The sequence below is a fragment of the Bradyrhizobium iriomotense genome (genome assembly GCF_030160715.1).
Lineage (GTDB): Bacteria > Pseudomonadota > Alphaproteobacteria > Rhizobiales > Xanthobacteraceae > Bradyrhizobium > Bradyrhizobium iriomotense.
In genome coordinates this window covers 33,004-54,194 of the sequence record NZ_BSOW01000019.1, presented here as the reverse complement: position 1 = coordinate 54,194, position 21,191 = coordinate 33,004, and the positions used below count along the sequence as shown (strand labels likewise).

Sequence of the window (21,191 nt, the reverse complement as noted above, 5' to 3'; positions counted from 1 at the left end):
TGGCAACGAGGTGATCTGCGCACAGGGGTAACCTTACCGGTATTGCATACGCCGAGATCCCGAAGGACAATTGATCGCGTAGGTCGAAGAGGTACGTCATGTTCGAAGGATGGGATGCGGTCGCGCTCGCCCGCGCACAATTCGCTTTCACGATGTCATTCCACATCGTGTTCCCCGCGTTCTCGATCGGGCTTGCGAGTTACCTTGCCGTGCTGGAAGCGCGGTGGCTTTTGACCGGTCGCGAGGTCTTCCTCAACCTGTTCAATTACTGGCTCAAGATCTTTGCGGTCGCCTTCGGTATGGGCGTAGTATCGGGCATCGTGATGGCCTACCAGTTCGGAACCAACTGGTCAGTCTTCGCCGACAGGACCGGTCCTGTGATCGGCCCGCTGATGGCCTATGAGGTGCTCACCGCGTTCTTCCTCGAGGCCGGCTTCCTCGGCGTGATGCTGTTCGGCCTCAAGCGCGTCGGCCCCCGGCTGCATTTCCTGGCCACGCTGATGGTCGCGATCGGCACGCTGATCTCGGCGTTCTGGATTCTCTCCTCCAATTCCTGGATGCAGACCCCGACTGGCTATGCGGTGAACGCCGATGGCCAGTTCGTTCCGGTGGATTGGCTCAAGGTGATCTTCAATCCGTCCTTTCCTTATCGCCTCGTGCATATGGTGCTGGCGGCCTACCTCACCACGGCGCTGGTGGTCGGCGCGGTCGGTGCGTTTCATCTGCTGCGCGACCCGCATCTCGCCGGCCCCCGCGTGATGTTCTCCATGGCAATGTGGATGGCCACCCTCGTGGCGCCGATCCAGATACTCGCCGGCGACCAGCACGGCCTCAACACGCTGGAGCACCAGCCCGTGAAGATCATGGGTATGGAGGGCCATTACCAGAGCCATCCCGATGGTGCGCCGTTGATCCTGTTCGGCCTGCCCGACCAGCAGGAAGGGAGAGTCAAATACGCCCTCGAAATTCCCAGGATGGGCTCGCTGATCCTGAAGCACTGGCCGTACGCTCCGATGCCGGGCCTCGACACAGTGCCACGCGAAAACTGGCCGCCGGTGCCGATCACCTTCTGGTCGTTCCGCATCATGGTCGGCATGGGCTTCCTGATGTTCGGCCTCGGCCTGTTCAGCCTCTGGTGCCGCTGGCGTCGAACGTTGTTCGACTCGCGGCTGCTGCATGTCTTTGCGGTTCTGATGGGACCGGCCGGCTTCATCGCCGTGCTCGCGGGCTGGATCACCACCGAGACCGGACGGCAACCGTTCACGGTGTATAATCTGCTACGGACTGCCGAATCCGCTTCGCCTCTGGCGGCCCCCGCCGTCGGCTCCTCACTGCTCGCCTTTGTCATCGCCTATTTCGTCGTGTATGCCGCCGGCCTGACCTATCTGTTGCGGCTGATGGCGCAGCCCCCGCATCCCGGTGAAGCCGGACCGCCGCACGAGATGCCGACACGTACGGCCGGCATCACGCCTGCGATCGAAGGGGTGATCCAATGAGCCTCGCCATCGACCTCGCGACGATTTGGGCGCTCATTATTGCCTTTGCCATTTTCGTCTATGTGGTGATGGATGGCTTTGACCTCGGGCTCGGCATTCTTTTTCCGCTGTTTCCGGCGAAAGCCGACCGCGACGTGATCATGAACAGCGTGGCGCCGGTGTGGGACGGCAATGAGACCTGGCTCGTGCTCGGCGGCGGCGGCGTGATGGCGGCATTTCCGCTCGCCTACGCCGTGCTGCTGCCCGCGCTCTACACGCCCATGATCGCGATGCTGATCGCGCTCGTCTTCCGCGGCGTCGCCTTCGAATTCCGCTGGCGCGCGCAGGCGGAACGCAACCCTTGGGACATTGCCTTTGCCGGCGGCTCGTGGCTTGCGGCGCTGGCGCAGGGCATCGCGCTCGGCGCCATCCTGCAGGGCGTCGACGTCGAGGCGCGGCAATATGCCGGCGGCTGGTGGGATTGGCTGACGCCGTTCTCGATCCTCACCGGCGTGTCGCTCGTGATCGGCTATTCGATGCTCGGCGCGACCTGGCTCGTCATGAAGACCGAAGGAACATTGCGCGACCGCGCCTATCGTCTGAGCTGGCTATTGTTGATCGCCATGCTGGGGGCGATCGTCGCGGTCAGCATCGCAACGCCGCTCCTGCATGTGCAATACGCGCAGCGCTGGTTCGCCTGGCCGAATATCATCTTCACCGCGCCGGTGCCGATCGCGGTCACCGCGATTGCCGTGCTGCTGCTCCGCGCGCTCGCCAACAAATACGACTACCAGCCATTCTTTCTGTCGCTTGCACTGTTTGCGTTGTCCTATGCCGGGCTGGGCATCAGCATGTATCCCTACATCGTGCCGCAGAGCATCACGATTTGGCAGGCAGCCGCGCCGGAAAAGAGCCAGATCTTCCTGCTGTTCGGCGTCTCCGTGCTCATCCCCCTGATCCTCGGCTATACCGCGTGGGCCTACTGGGTGTTTCGTGGCAAGGTACACCCTGGAAGCGGGTATCATTGATGCCGCCCGATCCGAATCCGCGCCCGCTCGCGCAACGGCTGTTGTGGTTCGCAGCGCTCTGGCTCGGGGGCGTCGGCACGGTGGCGCTGATTTCGTTCGCCTTGCGGCTCTGGATAGCCCCGAAATAATGCAGGTTCTGCGCGAGGGTTCCGGGGGCGAAAAATGCTGCGAGGTTTTCAAATGAGGCGGCGGCGTCACGGCGTCACGCCACCAAGTCCACGGGGACGCCGCCTTGCAAGGGGCACGGACGGCGCCGAAGCGCCCGCCTTCATTCCGCCTTCCCGCCCTTCAGCTTCGGCAGCGTCTCGACGATCTTCTGCTTGCCGTCGACGATCTCGGCCAGGAAGCTCGCGCGGTCGATGTCGCCATTCTGGTCCCAGGTCGCTTCCATCAGCATGCCGGGCGCCTTGTCCGGCGTCAGCGTCAGGCCTTTCATGGCCGCACCGAAGGCCTTGTTGTCGAACTTGCCGATCGTCTCGGTGACGTATTTGACGAGATAGACTGCGGTGTAGCCCTTGATGCCATTGTGGTCGGGCCAGTATTTGTAGCGCGCGCTGAATTTTTTCGCGAAGTCCTGGATCGCGGGGACCGGCGCATCGGCGGAAAGGCCGACATGGCCGCGCACGCCGTTGGCGGCGGGGCCGGCGAGCTCGACGACCTTCTGGCTGAGCAGCGTGGTCTCGCCGAACAGCGGCGTCGACAGGCCCTGCCGTCGCGCTTCGATCAGGAAGCGCGCGCTCTCCTCCTCGTTGGTGTAGACGAAGACGGCATCGGCCTTGGCACTCTTCAGCTTGATGACGTCGGAGCCGAAATCGACCTGGCCCTGCTCGGTCGAGATATCGGCCGCGACGTCGATATTGCGCGTCTTCATTTCCTTGACGAAATTGTCGCGGCCGCCCTTGCCGAAATCATTGTTGACCCAGACCACCGCGACCGACTTCACCTTGAGCTTGTCGTGCAGATAGTTGGCGATCTTCGGCATCGAGAACTGCTGACCGAAGGCGGTGCGGAACACCCAGGGATTGCCCTGCGTGGTGATGTCAGCAGCTTCCGCGCCGACGATCTGCGGAATCTCGGCCGCTTGCGTCAGCGCCATGTTGACCTTGACCGAGCCGGAGTAGATCGGGCCGAGCACCACATACGGGTCCTTGTCCAGGACCTTCTGCACCTGGGCGCGGGAGACGCCGGGATTGCTCTGGGTGTCGAGATGCTCGGTCGCGATCTTGCGGCCCAGGATGCCGCCGGAGGCGTTGATTTCGTCGATCGCCAGCGCAACGCCGTCGCGCCAATTGGTGCCGGAGACCGCGCCGGGGCCGGACAGCTCGACGACATCGGGGATGTAGACGGTCGTCTGCGCCTGCGCGAGACCTGCCCATAGCGACGCGGCGGCGACGATGCCGCTCCATTGTCCCAAAGCCTTCATGACGTTCTCCCTCCATTATTTGTTATGCTGATTGATCGGCGATGCTGTCGAAGCCGAGCAGTCGTGCCGGCGTTCGCCACAACAGGCGGTGCTGATCGGCCGGATCGGGAAAGAGCCGGCTCAGCACCGCGAGCAGCGGCCCATAATCCAGCCGCTCCGGGGCGCGCAGGAACGGATAGTCCGAGCCCCAGACGCAGCGATCGAGTGTGAAGGCCTCGACCAGCGCCGTGATGAACGGCCAGGCGTCTTCGTAGGGATGCGGCAGCTTCGAGAATTTGTAGTAGCCCGACAGCTTGATGTGCGCATCGCGCGTGCGGCCGATCGCCAGCAGCGCCTGGAAGGCTTTGCCGTTGAGGCCCTGCTCGACCGACGGCCGCCCGCAATGATCGATCACCAGCTTGACGTCGGACTTTTCGATCAGCGACAGCAAGGCGAGCAGTTGATCCTGCTCGACCTGGATCTGGAGGAACAGGCCGAAATCTGTCAGCTTCGCCAGGAGCGGCGCGGTGTTGCGATAATAATCGGTGCCGTGGAATGGAACGTTGAAGGCGACGCCGATCACACCGGCTGCCTTGAGCCGCTCCAGCTCCCTCACATCGACGTCGTTCTCGACGACCGCGACACCCCTGAAGCGGCCTTTCCCTTGCGCGAGCGTGTCGAGCAGGATGCGGCTGTCGCTGCCATAGCCGGTGTTGGTGGCGACGACGAGCGCGTGCCTGACATCGTAGACGTCGAGCACACGGAGCAGCTGTGCGGCCGGCGCGATCTCCTGCCCGCTTGGCCGATAGGGCGTGTCGGGCGCGTACCGAAACCGCGCGGGATCAATGGCGTGGATGTGGCAATCGATCTTGGGACACGCCGGCAGGGTCATGGCGAAGTGCTTCTAGAAGGTCGCTTCGATGGCCTTGATGAGCTCCGGTGTCACGTCGGGCATGACACCGAACCAGGCCTTGAAGGCGAGCCGCGCCTGGTTGAGCAGGAGGCCAAGCCCGTTCACGGTCTTGCAGCCGCGCGCGCGGGCCTCGGCCAAGAATGGGGTCTCGAGCGGCGTATAGATGAGATCCGCAACCAGCGTCGACGGCTTCAGCCGCGACAGGTCGATCTCGAGTGCGTCCTTGCCGACCATGCCGCGATCGGTGCAGTTGACGACCAGCGCCCTGTCCGCGACGGCGGCGCTGCGGTCGGCCCAGGCGAGAGTGCGGACATTTGCACCGAACTCTTTCGCCAAGGCTTCCGCCTTGTCCGCCGTGCGGTTGGCGATCAGGATCTCGCGCGCGCCGTTTTCGAGCAGCGCCACCACCACCGCACGCGAGGCACCGCCGGCGCCGAGCAGCAAAATCGGCCCCTCGTCGGCACGCCAGTCCGCACGCGCATCGCGCAGGCTCTGCACAAAGCCGTTGCCGTCATTATTGAAGCCGGAGAGCGTGCCGTCCTCTTCGACGACGATGGTGTTGACGGCCCCGATGCGGCGCGCGGTGTCGTTGACGCGCGTGAGCAGCGCCATCGCCGTCTGCTTGTGCGGCATGGTGACGTTGCAGCCGCGGAAGCCGAGGGCGACAAGGCCGGGCAGCGCGTCCTTCAGCCGCTCGGGCTGGACCGCGAGCGGCACATAGACGCCGCGGATGCCGTGGGCATTCAGCCAATGATTGTGAATCACCGGCGAGCGCGAATGCGCGACCGGCATTCCGATGATGCCGGCGAGTCCAAAGCCGCTTGCGGACATGCTTTCGATCCATCCTCCGTTGGCGCGACGCGCGCACTCATGGCCGCGCGTCGACCGGCCCTTACCTGCGCGAAAGGTGGCCGGCCGAACTTTATTCTTGGTCAACTGTACAAGACTATTAAGCGGAACGCCAATCGCAGGCAATATGAATCTCGGGCCCTACAAACGCGTCATGGCCGGGCTTGTTGTCCCGGGCATCCACGGTCTTCGTGCGGCGGAAAAGTTCGTGGATGGCCGGGAACAAGCCCGGCCATGACGATGTGGGATCATCTGCGCGAGCGCGCGAAGGTCGCGCGGCGGCACGCTCGCTCATTGCACCGGGTAGGCCTCGGTGCCGAGCTCCTTCAACAGCTGCACCCCCTGCGCCAGGTCCGGCGTCAGGAAGCCTTCGCTGAACTTGCCGACGATGAGACCAAGCAGCCGTTCGGCCTGCCCGGCCTTGCCGGCGTTCTTCCAAAGGCGCGCCAGGCTGATCGTGGTCCGGAGCTCCCAGGACAGAGCGCCCTGCTTGCGGGCGACGTCGAGCGAGATCTCATAGAGATCCTCGGCATCACGGGCCGAGGTCGGCCCGCCCTCGCTGAGCGTGATCTCGCCCTGCAACCGATAGACCTCGGCGAGGTAGAAGTGATCACCGGTGCGCCGCGCGGTTGCCAGCGCGCCGTCGAGCGCGCGCAAGGCCGCTTCGCGGAAACCGGCTGTCGCATAGGCCTCGGCCAACAGGCATCTGAACCAGCAGCCAGCGAGCCAGGAATCCATCGCCTCGTACTCGTCGAGGCCGACCCGCATCTGGCTCAGGCCGTCGTCGACCTCGCCGAGCTGCGTCAACGCCCAGCCGCGCAGGATCGCAGCCTGCTGCTTCCAGTGCAGGAAATTGTGCTCGGTGGCGATGATCATGGCGCGGTTGGCGTAATCGCGGGTGCCTTCGACGTCGCGCAGGTGCTGGCAGAGATAGGCGCCGAACACCAGCGCGAAGGCGAGCGTGAAGGGATGTCGCATCTTCTCGGCGTTGGCGATTGCCTGTTCGCTGTGCTGGCGGGCCGCATCGGAGCGGCCAAGGAACCACAGGAGATAGCCGAGATAGGACCGCGACACGACGCCGGGATCGGTGCCGTGCCGCACCACCAGGTCGGCGTGCAGATCCACGCTATAGAGGTTGATGCAGCGGTGCAGATGATGCTGGGACGCCGCGAAACGCCCGCGATAGAGCATGGTCATCGCGATGGCGCGATGGGCCTCCATGAGATAGCCGGTTTTCTGCGCGGGCTGCGCCCGCTCATTCCACCGCACGCGCTTGGCGAACTTCAACAGCTCGACGCTGAGATCGTGCGCGCGCGTCAGGTCGGCGCGGATGAAATGGCAGACCCAGAGGCCGCGCGTCGCCGCGAACGCCTTCTCCTCGTCGTCGAGCTGCCGGCCGAGCTCGAGCGCGCGGATGTAGTTCTCCTCGACCTCCTGCACCGCGTAGCCCTTGGCCGCGATCAGCGCGTTGCCGAGCGCGATGCGCAGATCGAGCTCGATCCGGTCGGCGCCCTGCATGCGCGCGTTGGCCTGCACGACGCTCAGGCCCCTGCGCAAGTGCCCGATCGCCTCCAGATTGGCGCCGGTCTTCGCCGCCTGCCTGCCGGCCTTCAGCCAGAAGTCCGCGGCGCCCTCGCTCTGGCCGGATTCGGTCAGATGATGGGCGAGAAGCTCGGGCTCGCGCGCGGTCTTCTCCGGATACATCTCGGCGAGCACCTGGGCGATCCGCGCATGCAGCTTGCGCCGCTCGCTGTGCAACAGGCTCGCATGCGCCGCGTTCTGGATCATCACGTGCTTGAACGCATAGAGCGCATCCGGCGGGTGGCCGTGGCGCACGATCAGGCCGGCTTCCTCCAGATGATCGAGCGCCGCCTCGATCTGGTCGGCCGGCGTGTTGGCGACGGCGTGCAGCGTCTCGTAGGAGAATTCGCGGCCGATGGTGGCGCCGATCTGCGCGATCTTCTTGAACGGGCCCATGCGGTCGAGGCGCGCCATCAGCGAATCCGTCAGCGTCGCCGGGATCGCGAGCTGCCGCCACTCGCCGGACAGCACGTAGCGGCCGTGCCGTTCGGTCAAAAGGTTGGATTCGAGGACGGTCTTGGTCAACTCCTCCAGGAACAGCGGCACGCCGTCGGTCTTGACGATGATCTCCTCGACGATCTCCTTGGGCAGCTCCCGGCCCGCGACGCGCTCGACCAGGGTCGTGCGCAATTGCCGGCTCAGGCGGTTCAAGACCAGCGTCGTGATGTGCGAATGCGCATTCCAGCTCGGCTGAAATTCCGACCGCGCGGTGATGACGACGAGGATCGGCTGGCCCTGCACCTTGTCGACCAGGAGATCGATGACCTCGCGCGAGGTCGGATCGATCCAGTGCAGGTCCTCGAAGGCGATCACCAGCGGCTGCTCGCGCGCGAGCCCGAGCACATGGCTGACGATGGCGGACACCGTCGCGTCCTTCTGCTGCTGCGGCGACAAATCGAGCGGCGGGTAACGATCTCCCGTCGCGATCGACAGCAGCGCGGCAAACAGCGGGGTCACCTGCGCGACGTCGCTTCCCGTGGCGGCCACTGCCGCCTCGAGATTGGCAAGTGATGTCGCGTTCGCATCCTCGCGGTCGAGCCCGAGCGCGAATTTGAGCTGCGCGCTGAACGGATGGAACGCGGTCGAAGTATAGTATGGAGAGCACTGGAACGAGACCTGCCCGTGCCGCTCGCCCGCGATGGCCGCAAAGATCTCCTGGACGATGCGGGACTTGCCGATGCCGGGCTCGCCGAACAGCACCACGACCTGTCCGTCGCCCTGTCTCGCCTGCTGCCAGCGCCCCGTCAGCAGCGAGACCTCCTCCTCGCGATTGACGCGCGGCGTCAGCCGCGCACCCATGGACGCGGCGAAGCGCGTCTCCACGCGCGAAGGCCGCACCACGTGCCAGGCCTGGACCTTCTCGGAAAGCCCTTTGAGCGCCTGGACGCCGAGATTGCGGTAGTCGAACTTGCCCTTGAGCAGCGACTGCGTGGAGGCGGAAATGACCACGCCGTTCGGCGGCGCCAATCCCTGGAGCCGCGCGGCGAGATTGACGGTTTCGCCGACTGCGGAATCGCGCTCCTCGGTGCCCTGCCCGACGAGATCGCCGACCACGACGAGACCGGTGGCGATGCCGATGCGCACCGCCGGCGCATGGCTGAGCGCGCCACGCGGCTCGATCGCGCGGGCCGACGACAGCACCCGCACGATCTCGAGCCCGGCGCGCACCGCGCGCTCGGCATCGTCCTCATGCGCGGTCGGATAGCCGAAATAGACCAAAATGCCGTCACCGACGAAGCGGGCGGCAAAACCTTCATAATGCTTGACCACGCGGACGCAGGTTTCGCGGAAGCTCGCGATCATGTCGCGCACGTCTTCGGGGTCGAACCGGGCCGAGAGCGGGGTCGAATCCACCATGTCGCAGAACATGGTGGTGAGCTGCCGCCGCTCGGCACCGACCTCGGCGCGCGCCGTGGGACGCGGGGCGGGCGGAGGCTCGGCCGGCTCGGGCGAGAGCAGCGTCGCCAATGCCCGGCGCAGCCGCTTGCGATCGCCGAGCGGCAGGCCGAGCTCCGCGAGATCGGCCTCCGTCAGATCGGGCAGCACGTCGAGATCGAGACGATGCTGTGCAAAAAGTTCGGTGTATTGGCCGAGCCCCGCGCCCTCGAGCCAGCCTTTCAAACCCGTTTCCGTCGCCGCGCCCGGCTCGGTCTCCAGCATGCTGCTTCCGTTCGACTGAACTCCGTCGAAGAGAATACGCCCTCAACTACAATTTTGAGAGCCAAAACTTCACCTCGGCCTGGATAGGTCTCACAGTTTTTTGAAGACTAGCTCAACTGGATCGAAAAGGCACGGCATCCACTCAGCCGGCATTTGCTCACGCAAAATCCGGTTTTTCACCGCGCGAGGCAGGCCTCACCGCGCCTCTTCAAACCCCGCGAGCACTGAGGTCAGATTCGCACCGAGGATATCGGAGAGATAGCCGCCCTCCTGCACGAACACGGTCGGCAATCCCATCCGCGCGATCGCCTGGCCGATACGGCGGAAGCCGGGCGTGGTGACGGCAAGCCCCTTCAGCGGATCGTGCTCGGAGGCGTCCAGGCCAAGCGCCACGACGAGCGCGCCGGGCGCGAACGCGTCGATCGCCGTCTTGGCGCGCGCGAGCGCCTGCATGTAGCCGTCGTCGCCCGTGCCGATCGGCAGCGGGATGTTGAGATTGGTGCCGAGCCCCGCGCCCTCGCCGCGCTCATGCGCATAGCCCCACACAAACGGATAGTACGCGACCGGATCGGCATGGATCGAGATCGTGTAGACGTCCGGCCGCGCATAGAAGATGCCTTGCGTGCCGTTGCCGTGATGCACGTCGACGTCGAGAATCACGACGCGCTCGTGCTTCAGCCGCAGATGCGCGGCCGCGACCGCGCTGTTGTTGAGGAAGCAGAAGCCGCCGGCCATGTCGCGATAGGCGTGATGGCCGGGCGGACGGCAGAGCGCGTAGGTCGCACCCTCGCCGTCCATCACGAGCTGCGCCGCGGTGGTCGCAACATCCGTCGCTGCGCAGGCTGCAGTCCAGGTGCCCGGCCCGATCGGCGCAGCGGTATCCGCGGTGTGCCAGCCGAGCTTGCCGACGATATGCGTCGGATAGGTCGCCGCATGCCGCACCGGATGGATGTTGCCGATCATCTCCGGACCGGAATCGCCGAGCGCGGTCCAGGCGTCCCAGGCCTCGGAGAGGAAGGCGAGATATTCCGGACTATGAACACGCGCGCGCGGCCCCTGCCCGAATGTGGTCGGCTCGACCAGTTGGTGCTTGCCGTCCTTCAAACCCTTGAGCAGCCGGTCCGCGCGCTCGGGCTGTTCGGTCGTGCGCTTGACGACCCCGCGCACAAGAAAGAATTGCGGATCGTGGCTGCGATGCAGTTCGGTGCAGACGGCTTTCACGTGGGCGGCTCCATTGCCTTGGGATCGCTGATGTCTCTTGATCCCGGCGGCGCTACGATGCAAGCAAGAACAATGCCGCATCTTGCGCACGTGCCTTGCGTGTAGCGCGGATCGTGGCTCAGCAACGGCCGCGTTGCAGGCAATGCTCGCGGCCCTGCTGATCGGTGCGGAAGGCCTCGATGAAGCCGCCCTGGCGCTGCGTGACGAAGACGGTCTTGCCATCGTCGCCGCCGAAGGCGAGGTTGGTCGGCTCCTTGCCTTTCAACGCGACCTCGCGCTGGACCGCGCCATTGGGCTTCATGACCGCGATCGTGCCCTTGAGAATGCGCGCGACATAGAGCCTGCCGCTGACGTCGGTGCGCAAGCCGTCGATGGTGTCGGGCTGGAACGTCTTGATCAGCTTCGCGTCGGTGAGCTCTGTACCGCGGATGGCGTAAGACCAGACCTCGCCGCTGTTGGATTCGCCGACATAAAGTGTCTTGCCGTCCGGGCTGAGATCGATGCCGTTGGTGGTGCCCATTGCGCGCGGCGCCGTCATGAGCTGGCCCTGCGCCGATCCGTCCGCAGCCTTGGCGATGCGCCAGACGTGCCCCTCGCGTCCCTTCCAGTTCGGATCGCTCGCATAGATCGTGCCGTCGCGCGCGATCGTGATGTCGTTGGGCTGCTTCATCTCGTCGGAATGAAACCAGAGTCGTGGCTCCGCGCTGCCCTTGGCAAGCGCGAAGATGTTGTGCCCCTTGTAGTCGGCGACGAACATGGTGCCGTCGCGATCGAAGCGGATGGAATTGCCGACGCTGCCTTGAGGCAGCTCCACGAACGCCTCGGAGGCCGCACCGCCCGCCGGCAACCTGCCGATCGTGCCGGGCTTGCCGAGATTGACCACAAACAGATTGCCGTCGAGATCGACGGCCGGCCCTTCGATGCCGAACGTGTATTCGCCCGCCGGCGTCACCTGCGCGCTTTCGAACAGTTTCGTCTGCGCAAGGGCCGGCGACGCCGCTGCGATCATGACAATGCTACTGCAAAGGCACCAGAAAGTTCTGCTGGATATAATAGCCATCGTCGTCGGTGCATTCGCCATTGAGATAGGGATCGGCCGGCCGGTAGAAGCGGCTGAAGCCGGCTTTGTCTACAGCGGTCCTTTGTGTCACGACGACGACCTTGGAGGCCGGTATTTCGCCGCATTCCTTGCCGCTGCGCGCTACGAATTTGCGCGTCGGCGGGCCGGGCTTGATGCGCATGCGCGCTCCCGGAACCATCTTCGCAACCAGCGAGTCCGCATAGTCGAGCAGCCGCGCGTAGCCCGGCTCGGTCCTCGCCAGCGCCTCGCCGCCCGGCGGCATCAATTTCTCCGCCCCGAGCCCGCGCAGGCGCGTGCGCAGCTTTCCGGACTCGGGATCGCCGGGATAGATCCAGCCGTCCTGCGACAGCATGAAGCGCAGCACGGCCTGATCCTTCTCAGCGTCGGGCTGGCCCTGCTTCAGCCCGAAATCCGAATGGCAGCCGACGCAGTGCTTTTCGACGAGCCCCTTGCGCAGCGCCGAGAGCCGGTCGCTGTTCTGCGCGTCCCGCGCAACGAAGGCGGCGAGCTGGTCGATCTGCGCCGCGCTGCGCATGTCGCAGGGGAGCGGCTCCGGCGCATTACCCTCGGCGCGATCGATGCGGATCACGGTCTGGTTCCTGTCCTCGACCAGCCAGATGGCGCCATCCTCCGCAACGGTGATGCCGACCGGCGCGCCCTGCGGCCGCGCGCCGTTGACGCGGTGCCAGCCGGAGATCAGCTCCGCGAAGGGCGCCGCCGCGACCTCGCCCGCCTCGGTCTGGAAGCTGCGCGTCGGCTCGGCGGCGCAGCTCGCATGGTAGCGGACCGGCGGCGGACTCATCTTGGGGAAGCCGTGATCGTCGACCTCATAGATCAGCAGGCGGCTGCCGGTCGGGCGATAGCCGTGAAGCGCGATCAGCAGCCTGCCCTCCAGCTCCGGAAATTTTTGGCCGTGATAGTAGAGCATGCCGAGCGGGGCGCCATGCGGCGGCAGAAGCGAGAACGGCTGCTTGTAGAGCGCGCCGTTGGTGCAGAGGTTCTTGTAAGGACCCGATTGCAGCACCAGCCTGAATTCCGGGCTCACCGTCGAGAGGTCGTAGCAATAGGGCCAGCCATAGTGCTTGCCCGGCTCGATCGCGTTGATTTCCTCGTTCGGCTTGAAGATGTCAGGCAGGTCGCGGCCGTTCTCGCCTTGCAGGAAGGCGTAGCCGGGATCGGGAAATTGCGGATGCAGTGTCAGCGCCATCGAGTTGCGCAAGCCGCGCGCATAGACCTGGTGCGGCGGATCGGGATCGGTGGGTTTCAATGCGGGGAAGATCCCGCCCGAGGGCGGCGTGAACATCCAGATCGCGGCGAGCGCCGAGGCGCCTTCCGCCGGAGCGCATGGCCGCGTGATCGGCGGGTGGGTGATGCAATCATCGCTGTGCGAACCGACATTGACGAACAGCCGCCCGGTGCGGTCGAACACGAACTGCTTGAGCGGGTGCGCGCTCTCCTCGAGCCTGGTGCCATCCGGCAATGTCAGCCGGCGGCCCGGCAGACGATGAAGGATGGTCTCGACCGTGCTGCGCGGATTGTCGGCCAGCGGATCGACGCGGAAGATCGTCTCGTCGGTGGAAGCATAGAGCTTCTTGTCGGGACCGATCACCAGACCAAAGGGATATTCGATCCCCGTGATGAGCTCCTTGATGCGCTTGCCCTCCGCCGCGCGGGGATCGAGCAGCAGCAGCCGGCCGTCGGTGTGGCCCCAGCCGCCCATGTCGGCGACCACGAACAGCTCATGACCGGGGATCTGGACGATCGATCGCGGGAACTTGAGGTGATCCTCTTCACTGGCGACGAGACCTGCGCAAAACCCCTGCTTCAGGTCGATCTTGAGTCTCGGGAAGGCGAGATCGCCGCTGCCGCAGGTTTCAGAGCCGATCGCATAGCCGCTTTTCCGGATCGGGTCGGAGAATGCCGGCGGCGCAAGGCCAAGGCCGGCGAGCAGAACGCCCGCGAACATGCACAGGCGACCACAGGTTGTTCTCGTGAAATGCAAGCTACCCCTCCCCCGACCCGGGCGAATCGAGAGTTCCACGCCGCATCAGCGCCGTCCAGCCGAAGGTGAAGGTTAATGATCCGTAACGCGCTCACCGTCCCGTGAAGCGAATCATCCGTAAATTCCCTTACCGGGTTGAACCCGAATATTTCGGCCATCGTCAGAATGATATTGGTGGTTGTATCGATTCGCTCTCCCAAGGAGGCGGCTGTGGTCCAAGTTTATTTTCACTGCTCGAATACTGAAGGCATGTTGATCGACCGGCGCGGCACAGCCGTGTCGAACCTGACCGAGGCGCGCGACCGCGCCGCGCAGATCATGCAATCGATGATCATGGTGCCCGGTGACGAAGACTGGCGCGACTGGATCCTGCATGTCAGCGACGATGACGGCGAGGAGATCTTCGACCTGCCGTTCATCTCCGTGCTCGGCAAGCCGCACTGAGGACGATGCCATGCTGATCGCTTCGCTCACGCTGCTTCGCCACCACGTCTCCGCGATCGCCACGCGGTGCCAGACGCTGGTGAAGCTCGCGGGCAATCCCTACCGTCCCGAGCTGCATTACATGCGCGGCCCGGGACCGAAATGGCATGCCAAGCACGGCAACCGCCGCGGGGACGGCCGGCTCTGAGCCCGACTCCGAGTCCTGGCTCACCGGACCGCAGCGCAAAATCCTTCCCATCACCACGATCCGATTTAAGGCTTTCACCAGGGAACAGCCTTGTCTACCCTGCCCGCCGTTTCAGGCCGCAGGGACCATTTGATGCCGAATGAATTGCACTTGGACAACTATCTGGCGCGCATCGGCCACAAGGGCGAGGTGAAGCCGGACCTCGCCACCCTCACCGCACTCCACAGCGCTCACGTCAATGCGATCCCGTTCGAGGGACTCAATCCGCTTCTGCGGCAGCCCGTCCTTCTCGATCTGCCGGCCGTGCAGGCCAAGCTCGTCGACTCCCGGCGTGGCGGCTATTGCTTCGAGCAGAATGCGCTGTTCAAGGCGGCGCTCGAGCGCATCGGCTTCACCGTGACGGGCCTTTGCGCGCGCGTGCGGTGGATGGCCGCGCCCGACAGTCCGCTCGGGCCGAAGACGCATATGCTGCTCAAGGTCGAGCTGCCCGAGGGGCCCTATATCGCCGATGTCGGCTTCGGCGCCTGCGTGCTCGACGCGCCCTTGCAGCTCAAGACGAACATCGAGCAGCGCACCGCGATGGGCATCTACCGGCTCGGCGAGGCTGGCGGCCTCTATTCGCTCAGCGCGCAACGGCCGCCGGGATGGCGGACCATGTATGTGTTCGACCTCGTGCCGCAGATCCAGTCCGACTTTGAGCTCGGCAACTATTTCACCGCGACCAGCTCTGCGACGCCCTTCACCAGCACGCTGATCATGGAGCGCGTCGCAGCCGATGCGCGCTACAAGCTCGCCAATCGCCGCCTGACGATTGAAGCGCGCGACGGCGAGGTACGCAGCGAGCGCGCGATCGATAGCGCCGACGAGCTCGGCCAGGTGCTGCGCGAGACCTTCAACGTCGAGCCGCCAGTGCCGGTCGAGGAGGTGTTTGCGAGGATCGGGGGGTAGTGCGGCTTTCCCCTCTCCCCTTGTGGGAGAGGGTGCCTCGCGAAGCGAGGCGGGTGAGGGGTCTCTCTCCGCAACTAAGACTGATGCAATTGAGTTCGCGGAAACAACCCTCATCCGGCGCCATCGCCGATGCAGAGCATCGGCGTTAAGAAACGGCGGCCGAAGGCCGCCTATGCCACCTTCTCCCGCAAGGGGAGAGGGAAGCGCGGCGCCATCTTGCGTCTCCTTCACACCTGCCATGTTGCGCTTCGGTCTGGATCGTCGGCCGCGATATGCCATTGTTCGGCTCTGCGCCGCTCCGGTGCAATTCCATCCAACGCAACAAAATCGGCCCCGAGACATGATGCCTCACCAGTTCAGCTATGCCCAAGAGCCCCGCAAGCCCGCCCGTCTCGCCAAGGGTGGCATCGTTGCGGCACAGTCGCGCCGGGCGGCTGAGATCGGGGCGGAGGTGCTGGCTGCGGGCGGTGACTGCGTCGATGCGGTGGTCGCCACCACCTTCGCGCTGAACGTGCTGGAGCCCTGGATGAGCGGCATCGGCGGCGGCGGCGTCATGGTGCTCTATCGCGCCAGCGATAACCGCTACGAGGTGATCGACTACAACATGCGTGCGCCGCAAAGCCTGCGCGTCGAGGATTATCCGATCACAGGCCAAGGCTCGGCCTCCGATCTCTTCCCCTGGGCACGCGTGAAGGACGACCGCAACATCCACGGCCCCGGTGCGATCGCCGTGCCCGGCGTCGTCGCCGGCATGGAGGAGGCGCATCGCCGCCACGCCAAGCTGCCGTGGAAGGACCTGGTCGCGCCGAGCGCAAAGCTCGCCGGAGAAGGCCTGCTGGTCGACTGGTGGACGACGCTGATGATCGCAAACTCGGCGGCCGACCTGCGGCGCTATCCCGCCAGCGCGGAGGCGTATCTTGTCGACGGCCTGCCGCCAAACGCGCCGTGGGGCATCAAGGCCGAGACGCGTCTGCCGCAGCAAAAATTGCAGGCGACGCTGGCGCATCTCGCCACCGCCGGTCCGCGCGACTTCTATCAGGGCGATCTCGCGAGGAGCATCGCGTCCGACATCAGGGCCGACGGCGGCGCCCTCTCGGTCGAAGACCTCGCCGCTTTCCGCGCCCATCTGCGCGAGCCACTCAACATCCCCTATCGCGGCGGCAAGGTGTTTGCGACACCCGAACTCACCGCCGGCCCGACGCTCGCGCATGCTCTGCGGCTCTTGCAGCAGAACCTCAGGCCGGAAGGCACACCGGATGCAACCGCCTACGGTGAATACGCGGCCGCCCTGCAAGCGGCCTATCGCGAACGACTCAAGGACATGGGCGATGCTGAGGGAAAACGCTCGCTCGGCGCCGAATATCTCGCGCCCGGCTGCACCACGCACTTCTCGGTGGTCGACCGCCAGGGCAACATGGCCGCGGTGACGCAGACGCTGCTCTCCACCTTCGGCTCGAAATATTTGACGCCGCACTCCGGCATTCCCATGAACAACGGCATCATGTGGTTCGATCCGACGCCCGGCACGACCAACTCGCTGGCGCCCGGCAAACGCTGCCTCACCAACATCACGCCGGTCATCGCCGAAACCAAGGACGGCAAACGCCTCGCCGTCGGCGCTTCCGGCGGCCGCCGCATCCTGCCTGCGGTGACGCAGCTTGTGTCGTTCGTCATGGACTACGGCATGGACCTTGATGCCGCGATCCACCAGCCGCGAATCGACGCCAGCGAAGGCGCCGTGGTGACCGGCGACCGCCGCCTGCCCGAGGACGCGCGCAAGGCGCTGGCCGCGCGCTTCGACTATGAGGAGACGCAGGTGCAGGCCGTGCCGATGAAGTTCGCCTGCCCGAGCGTGGTGATGCGCGAGGGCGAAACCAACAGCGGCGCAGTCGAGATCTTTCAACCCTGGAGTGACGCGGTCGCCGAATCCTGAGCGTCACGACTCCTCCACATTCGCGGGCGACTACCGCATCAATGTCAGTTCATTGAACGGACAGATGCGCACGCCCAAGAGGAGAGCTTTCGTATGAAGAAACTTGCGCTCGCCGCGACATTGATCATCGCGGCGGGCTTCGCCATGCCAAACGCGGCATCCGCCAAAGGCGGTCATGGCCATGGACACGGCCACGGCCACGGTGGGTTCCATGGACATCACCATGGCACGCCGCCGGGCTGGTATCACGGGCGCAAGGTCGGCTGGCGCGGCGGGGGATGCCCGCCCGGCCTGTGGAAGCAGGGCCGCTGCTGAATTCGCACGGACCCGCCAAGCGCCGCCCGAGATCGGGCGGCGCTTTTCTATATTCCCAAACGATCCCTCACCCGACCGGCGATCACCGCGCTCGTCACCCCGACCGGCCAGAACGCGTGCAGCGGGATCGGCTTGATGCCGGTGATCGGCATGTCGATCTCGGCACTCCGGCCGCCGATCAGGCGGCGTGCGAGCTGCGCGCCCATCGCGGTGGAGAGCGCGACGCCGCGGCCGTTGCAGCCGAGCGAGATCAGGATGTTCTCCGCTGGCTCGTGCACATGCGGGTAATGATCCCTGGTGATCGCAAGGCGGCTGTTCCAGCCGTGGGTCCAGCTTGTGCCCTTGAGCTGCGGCCACAGCCGCTCGGCATAGCGCATGAGATAGGCGACGTCGGACGGCGAATTGATCCAGCGCATCGGACCGCGACCGCCCATCAGCAGGCGGTTCTGCTGATCGATGCGGTAGTAGACCGTGATGTGCCCACTCTCGTAGAGCACGGGGCGTGTCGGCATGATCGAACGGGCGACCTCGTCGGAGAGCGGCGCGGTCGCGGCGATCGAGGAAAACACCGGCACGATGGTGCGGCGGAGCGCGGGCCAGAGATCATCCGTAAAGCCGTTGGTGGCGAGCAGCACCTTGTCGGCGCGCACCACCGCATGCGGAGTCTCGATGCGCCAATGCGTGCCCTCGCGACGCAGGGAGAGCGCCGGCGCCTCGCCGTGCACGCGCGCACCGGCCGAGATCGCGGCGCGTGCCAGGCCACGGGCGTAGCTGAGGGGATGCAGATCGCCGCCACGCGCATCCAGCATGGCGCAGACATAGCGGTCGGAGCCGGTCATCTCACGCAATTGCTCGCGACCCAGCAGCGTCACCGGCATGCCGCGGCGAATGCATTGCTTTGCGGTGCTTTCGATCGCCGCAGCGCTCGCCTCGTTGTAGGCCGCGCGCAGCGTGCCGCTCTGCCGCGCCTCGCAAGGAATCTGGTAGCGGCGGATCAGGTCGTGGGTAAAATTGGTCGTGCCGTAGGAGAATTCGATCATGCGGCGGCCGAGATCGGCGCCGAAATCGGCCTCGATCTGATCGGGGTCGTGCTTCAATCCAGGATTGGTGTGGCCACCATTGTTGCCGGATGCGCCCCAGCCCGGCTCCTGCGCCTCCAGCACCAGCGCGTCGACACCCTGCTCGGCCAGATGCAGCGCGGTGGAGAGGCCGGTGTAGCCGCCGCCGACGATCGCCACGGAGACGGTCTTGTCCGCATCGAGCGGCGGCGTGGCCACCGGCACAGCGGCGGTGTCGGCGTAGAGAGACGGAGGCAAAGGCAGGCGGGCAGGCGCGGTCATGTCGGACACCGGATCAGAGCGGATGCAGCACGCGGCGCAAGAAGTCCTGCGTCCGCGCATGCTGCGGTTGGTTGAGCACGCTTTTCGCGGGTCCCTGCTCGACGATGACGCCACCGTCGATGAACAGCACGCGGTCGGCGACGTCGCGGGCAAAGCCCATCTCATGGGTGACGACGACCATGGTCATGCCGTCGTCGGCGAGCTTGCGCATCACGGACAGCACCTCGCCGACGAGCTCGGGATCGAGCGCCGAGGTCGGCTCGTCGAACAGGATCGCCTTGGGCTGCATCGCGAGCGCGCGCGCGATCGCAACGCGCTGCTGCTGGCCGCCGGAAAGCTGAGGCGGATGCATGTCGGCCTTTTCGGCCAGCCCGACCTGCGCGAGCAGCGCGCGGCCGCGCTCCATCGCCTGCACGCGTGGCTCCTTCTTCACGTAGAGCGGCCCCTCGACGACGTTCTCAAGCGCGGTGCGATGCGGGAACAGGTTGAAGCGCTGGAACACCATCGAGACCTGGGTGCGGATCGAGACGATCGACGGCGCATTGCGATCGACGCGCGTGCCCTCGACGCTGATGCCGCCGCGGTCGTAGCTTTCGAGCCCGTTGATACAGCGCAGGATGGTCGACTTGCCGGAGCCGGACGGGCCGATGATGCAGACCACCTCGCCCTTCTCGACGGACGCGGTGATACCCTTGAGCACCTCGACCTTGCCAAAGCTCTTGTGGACGTCGTCGAGCTCGATCATCGCTTGCCGGCCCGCTTCTCGAAATGACGGACCAGAAGGATCAGCGGGATGCTCATGGTGAGATACATCAGCGCCACCAGCGTGAACACGCTGGTGTTCTTGAAGGTCGAGGACGCGATCAGCTTGCCCTGCAAGGCCAGCTCGGCGACCGTGATGGTCGAGGCTTGCGAGGAATCCTTCAGCATCATGATCATGACGTTGCCGTAGGGCGGCAGCACGATGCGCACCGCCTGCGGCAGCACCACGCGGCGCATGGTGAGCCACCAGCCCATGCCGATGGTCTGCGCCGCCTCGATCTGCCCCTTGTCGATCGCCTCGATGCCGGCGCGGAAGTTTTCCGCCTGATAGGCCGAATAGGCGATGCCGAGCCCGAGGATCGCGGCCTGCAAGGCGGTGAGCGTGACGCCGAGATCGGGCATCACGAAGTAGAGATAGAACAGCAGCACGATGATCGGGATGCCGCGGATCACGTTGATCACGCTGGCGCTCAGGCCTGCGAGGAAGCCGATGTCGGAGACCCGCATCAGGGCCCAGACCAGCCCGAGCAGCGTCGAGAGGATCAGCGAGCCGATGGTGACGACGATCGTGAGCGCGACGCCGTTCAGGAGGATCGGAAAGAACTCGACGGTGTCGCGCCAAAAGCCCTGCATCGGCGATCAGCCCTTCAGGCCCCATTTCTCGAGGATCTTGTCCACGGTGCCGTTCGCCTTCAGCCGGCCGAGCGAGGCGTTGATCTTGCCGAGCAGTTCGGTGTCGCTCTTGCGCACGCCGATGCCGACCGAGCCGACTGTCACGGGCTTGTAGCTTGCAACGAGGCGCACCTCGGGGAAGCCGCCCTGCTTGAGGTTGTAGGCAAGGATCGGATAGTCGGCGAAGCCGGCCTTGAGGCGGCCCGCGTTCACGTCGCGCAGGATGTCGGGAATGGTGTCGTAGGCCTTCACGTCGCTGAACAGGCCCGACTTCTTCAGCGCGTCGACGAAGGCGGTGCCGACCTGGGCGCCGACCACTTCACCTTTCAAATCCTCCTGCGAGGCATAAGCCTTGGTGTCGCCCTTCGGCACCACCAGGCCTTCGCCATAGGTGTAGATCGGATCGGAAAAGTCGATCACCTCCTTGCGCGGCGCGGTGATGAACATCGCGGCGGCAATGATGTCGATCTTGCTCGAGGTCAGCGAGGGGATTAGCGCCGAGAACTGCATCGGCTCGATCTGCACGGAAAGGCCCGCGTCCTTGCCGACCTCGGTGATGAGGTCGACCATGACGCCCTGGATGGTATTGGTCTTGGTGTCGAGGAAGGTGAAGGGGATGCCTGTCGGGGTCGAGCCGACCTTCAGCACCTGCTGCGCGGATGCCGGAACGCTGGCTGCAAGGGCGAGCGCCGCGACCGCGGCCTGAACGAAACGCTTCATCGCAATCCCCCTGTTGGGTTCGGCCGATGACGGCGCCCGCGCAGCCTGTGACGGCAGATGTTGCGGGTCGGGCCGTTTCGGCTTATTTTCACCAATATGAAAATTTGGTCACACTTTCGCGAGCGATGCAAGCGATTTTCATACACATGAAGGAAGCG

At 65.2% G+C, this 21,191-nt stretch carries 19 protein-coding genes; 8 read left to right on the top strand and 11 right to left on the bottom strand.

Annotation, left to right across the window (positions count from 1 at the left end; translation table 11 throughout):
* The first annotated feature begins 98 nt into the window (after positions 1-98).
* Genes QQL28_RS25850 through QQL28_RS25840 form a run of 3 tightly spaced genes read left to right on the top strand, consistent with a single transcriptional unit; the run spans position 99 to position 2,631 of the window.
* Positions 99-1,496 carry a cytochrome ubiquinol oxidase subunit I gene (locus tag QQL28_RS25850; RefSeq protein ID WP_284270022.1) on the top strand — a complete coding sequence of 466 codons (1,398 nt, stop codon included), beginning with the start codon at positions 99-101 and terminating at the stop codon, positions 1,494-1,496.
* Positions 1,493-2,503, top strand: a complete 1,011-nt coding sequence (gene cydB / locus QQL28_RS25845) for a cytochrome d ubiquinol oxidase subunit II (protein ID WP_284270021.1) — start codon at positions 1,493-1,495, stop codon at positions 2,501-2,503. Before QQL28_RS25850 ends, cydB begins: the two co-directional genes overlap by 4 nt.
* A complete protein-coding gene (locus QQL28_RS25840) occupies positions 2,503-2,631 on the top strand; it encodes a DUF2474 domain-containing protein (protein ID WP_284270020.1) in 129 nt (42 codons plus the stop codon). Before cydB ends, QQL28_RS25840 begins: the two co-directional genes overlap by 1 nt.
* A 140-nt stretch (positions 2,632-2,771) precedes the next feature.
* Here the strand turns inward: QQL28_RS25840 and QQL28_RS25835 are convergent, their stop codons facing one another.
* The 7 genes from QQL28_RS25835 to QQL28_RS25805 form a co-directional block, all read right to left on the bottom strand.
* Complete coding sequence (locus QQL28_RS25835) at positions 2,772-3,926, bottom strand: ABC transporter substrate-binding protein (protein WP_284270019.1); 1,155 nt, start codon at positions 3,924-3,926, stop codon at positions 2,772-2,774.
* 22 nt (positions 3,927-3,948) lie between these two features.
* Complete coding sequence (locus QQL28_RS25830) at positions 3,949-4,797, bottom strand: amidohydrolase family protein (RefSeq protein ID WP_284270018.1); 849 nt, start codon at positions 4,795-4,797, stop codon at positions 3,949-3,951.
* A 12-nt stretch (positions 4,798-4,809) separates the two neighbouring features.
* Positions 4,810-5,649 carry a shikimate dehydrogenase gene (locus QQL28_RS25825; protein WP_284270016.1) on the bottom strand — a complete coding sequence of 280 codons (840 nt, stop codon included), beginning with the start codon at positions 5,647-5,649 and terminating at the stop codon, positions 4,810-4,812.
* A gap of 309 nt (positions 5,650-5,958) precedes the next feature.
* Positions 5,959-9,408: an AAA family ATPase gene (locus tag QQL28_RS25820; protein WP_284270015.1), complete on the bottom strand. Its 3,450-nt coding sequence runs from the start codon at positions 9,406-9,408 to the stop codon at positions 5,959-5,961.
* Between the two features lie 195 nt (positions 9,409-9,603).
* On the bottom strand, positions 9,604-10,629 hold the full coding sequence (locus QQL28_RS25815; RefSeq protein WP_284270013.1) for a histone deacetylase family protein: 1,026 nt from the start codon (positions 10,627-10,629) through the stop codon (positions 9,604-9,606).
* 118 nt (positions 10,630-10,747) lie between these two features.
* Complete coding sequence (locus tag QQL28_RS25810; protein ID WP_284270011.1) at positions 10,748-11,638, bottom strand: SMP-30/gluconolactonase/LRE family protein; 891 nt, start codon at positions 11,636-11,638, stop codon at positions 10,748-10,750.
* A 7-nt stretch (positions 11,639-11,645) separates the two neighbouring features.
* Positions 11,646-13,676 (bottom strand): PQQ-dependent sugar dehydrogenase, encoded by a 2,031-nt coding sequence (locus QQL28_RS25805; protein WP_284270009.1) that lies wholly within the window; start codon positions 13,674-13,676, stop codon positions 11,646-11,648.
* A gap of 246 nt (positions 13,677-13,922) precedes the next feature.
* On the opposite strand from QQL28_RS25805, the gene QQL28_RS25800 reads away from it, so the two are divergent.
* The 5 genes from QQL28_RS25800 to QQL28_RS25780 all read left to right on the top strand — a co-directional run bounded on the left by QQL28_RS25800 (position 13,923) and on the right by QQL28_RS25780 (position 17,539).
* Positions 13,923-14,156, top strand: coding sequence for a DUF6894 family protein (locus tag QQL28_RS25800; RefSeq protein ID WP_284270008.1), 234 nt, complete (start codon positions 13,923-13,925; stop codon positions 14,154-14,156).
* A 10-nt stretch (positions 14,157-14,166) separates the two neighbouring features.
* Entirely contained in the window at positions 14,167-14,343 is a 177-nt protein-coding gene (locus tag QQL28_RS25795) for a hypothetical protein (RefSeq protein ID WP_284270006.1), read from the top strand.
* 132 nt (positions 14,344-14,475) lie between these two features.
* Positions 14,476-15,291: an arylamine N-acetyltransferase family protein gene (locus QQL28_RS25790; RefSeq protein WP_284270004.1), complete on the top strand. Its 816-nt coding sequence runs from the start codon at positions 14,476-14,478 to the stop codon at positions 15,289-15,291.
* A 343-nt stretch (positions 15,292-15,634) separates the two neighbouring features.
* A complete protein-coding gene (locus QQL28_RS25785) occupies positions 15,635-17,224 on the top strand; it encodes a gamma-glutamyltransferase family protein (RefSeq protein ID WP_284270003.1) in 1,590 nt (529 codons plus the stop codon).
* 93 nt (positions 17,225-17,317) lie between these two features.
* Positions 17,318-17,539 carry a hypothetical protein gene (locus QQL28_RS25780; protein ID WP_284270002.1) on the top strand — a complete coding sequence of 74 codons (222 nt, stop codon included), beginning with the start codon at positions 17,318-17,320 and terminating at the stop codon, positions 17,537-17,539.
* 47 nt (positions 17,540-17,586) lie between these two features.
* Here QQL28_RS25780 and QQL28_RS25775 read toward each other — a convergent pair whose 3' ends face one another.
* From QQL28_RS25775 to QQL28_RS25760, 4 genes are read right to left on the bottom strand one after another with little or no spacing between them, the layout of a single operon-like run.
* Positions 17,587-18,879, bottom strand: a complete 1,293-nt coding sequence (locus QQL28_RS25775; protein ID WP_284270001.1) for an NAD(P)/FAD-dependent oxidoreductase — start codon at positions 18,877-18,879, stop codon at positions 17,587-17,589.
* Positions 18,880-18,892: 13 nt separating this feature from the next.
* Positions 18,893-19,624: an amino acid ABC transporter ATP-binding protein gene (locus tag QQL28_RS25770; protein ID WP_284270000.1), complete on the bottom strand. Its 732-nt coding sequence runs from the start codon at positions 19,622-19,624 to the stop codon at positions 18,893-18,895.
* Positions 19,621-20,274 (bottom strand): amino acid ABC transporter permease, encoded by a 654-nt coding sequence (locus QQL28_RS25765; RefSeq protein ID WP_284269999.1) that lies wholly within the window; start codon positions 20,272-20,274, stop codon positions 19,621-19,623. Before QQL28_RS25765 ends, QQL28_RS25770 begins: the two co-directional genes overlap by 4 nt.
* Positions 20,275-20,280: 6 nt before the next feature.
* Positions 20,281-21,033, bottom strand: coding sequence for an ABC transporter substrate-binding protein (locus tag QQL28_RS25760; protein ID WP_284269998.1), 753 nt, complete (start codon positions 21,031-21,033; stop codon positions 20,281-20,283).
* Between the last annotated feature and the right edge of the window lie 158 nt (positions 21,034-21,191).

Bases quoted from the DNA above. Each gene is read 5' to 3' on its own strand.
- QQL28_RS25790 (WP_284270004.1), top strand. From the start codon at position 14,476: ATGCCGAATGAATTGCACTTGGACAACTATCTGGCGCGCATCGGCCAC.
- QQL28_RS25850 (WP_284270022.1), top strand. From the start codon at position 99: ATGTTCGAAGGATGGGATGCGGTCGCGCTCGCCCGCGCACAATTCGCT.
- QQL28_RS25840 (WP_284270020.1), top strand. From the start codon at position 2,503: ATGCCGCCCGATCCGAATCCGCGCCCGCTCGCGCAACGGCTGTTGTGG.
- QQL28_RS25835 (WP_284270019.1), bottom strand. From the start codon at position 3,926: ATGAAGGCTTTGGGACAATGGAGCGGCATCGTCGCCGCCGCGTCGCTA.
- QQL28_RS25765 (WP_284269999.1), bottom strand. From the start codon at position 20,274: ATGCAGGGCTTTTGGCGCGACACCGTCGAGTTCTTTCCGATCCTCCTG.
- QQL28_RS25830 (WP_284270018.1), bottom strand. From the start codon at position 4,797: ATGACCCTGCCGGCGTGTCCCAAGATCGATTGCCACATCCACGCCATT.
- QQL28_RS25780 (WP_284270002.1), top strand. From the start codon at position 17,318: ATGAAGAAACTTGCGCTCGCCGCGACATTGATCATCGCGGCGGGCTTC.
- QQL28_RS25810 (WP_284270011.1), bottom strand. From the start codon at position 11,638: ATGATCGCAGCGGCGTCGCCGGCCCTTGCGCAGACGAAACTGTTCGAA.
- QQL28_RS25785 (WP_284270003.1), top strand. From the start codon at position 15,635: ATGCCTCACCAGTTCAGCTATGCCCAAGAGCCCCGCAAGCCCGCCCGT.
- QQL28_RS25775 (WP_284270001.1), bottom strand. From the start codon at position 18,879: ATGACCGCGCCTGCCCGCCTGCCTTTGCCTCCGTCTCTCTACGCCGAC.
- QQL28_RS25760 (WP_284269998.1), bottom strand. From the start codon at position 21,033: ATGAAGCGTTTCGTTCAGGCCGCGGTCGCGGCGCTCGCCCTTGCAGCC.
- QQL28_RS25770 (WP_284270000.1), bottom strand. From the start codon at position 19,624: ATGATCGAGCTCGACGACGTCCACAAGAGCTTTGGCAAGGTCGAGGTG.
- QQL28_RS25825 (WP_284270016.1), bottom strand. From the start codon at position 5,649: ATGTCCGCAAGCGGCTTTGGACTCGCCGGCATCATCGGAATGCCGGTC.
- QQL28_RS25795 (WP_284270006.1), top strand. From the start codon at position 14,167: ATGCTGATCGCTTCGCTCACGCTGCTTCGCCACCACGTCTCCGCGATC.
- QQL28_RS25820 (WP_284270015.1), bottom strand. From the start codon at position 9,408: ATGCTGGAGACCGAGCCGGGCGCGGCGACGGAAACGGGTTTGAAAGGC.
- cydB (WP_284270021.1), top strand. From the start codon at position 1,493: ATGAGCCTCGCCATCGACCTCGCGACGATTTGGGCGCTCATTATTGCC.
- QQL28_RS25805 (WP_284270009.1), bottom strand. From the start codon at position 13,676: ATGTTCGCGGGCGTTCTGCTCGCCGGCCTTGGCCTTGCGCCGCCGGCA.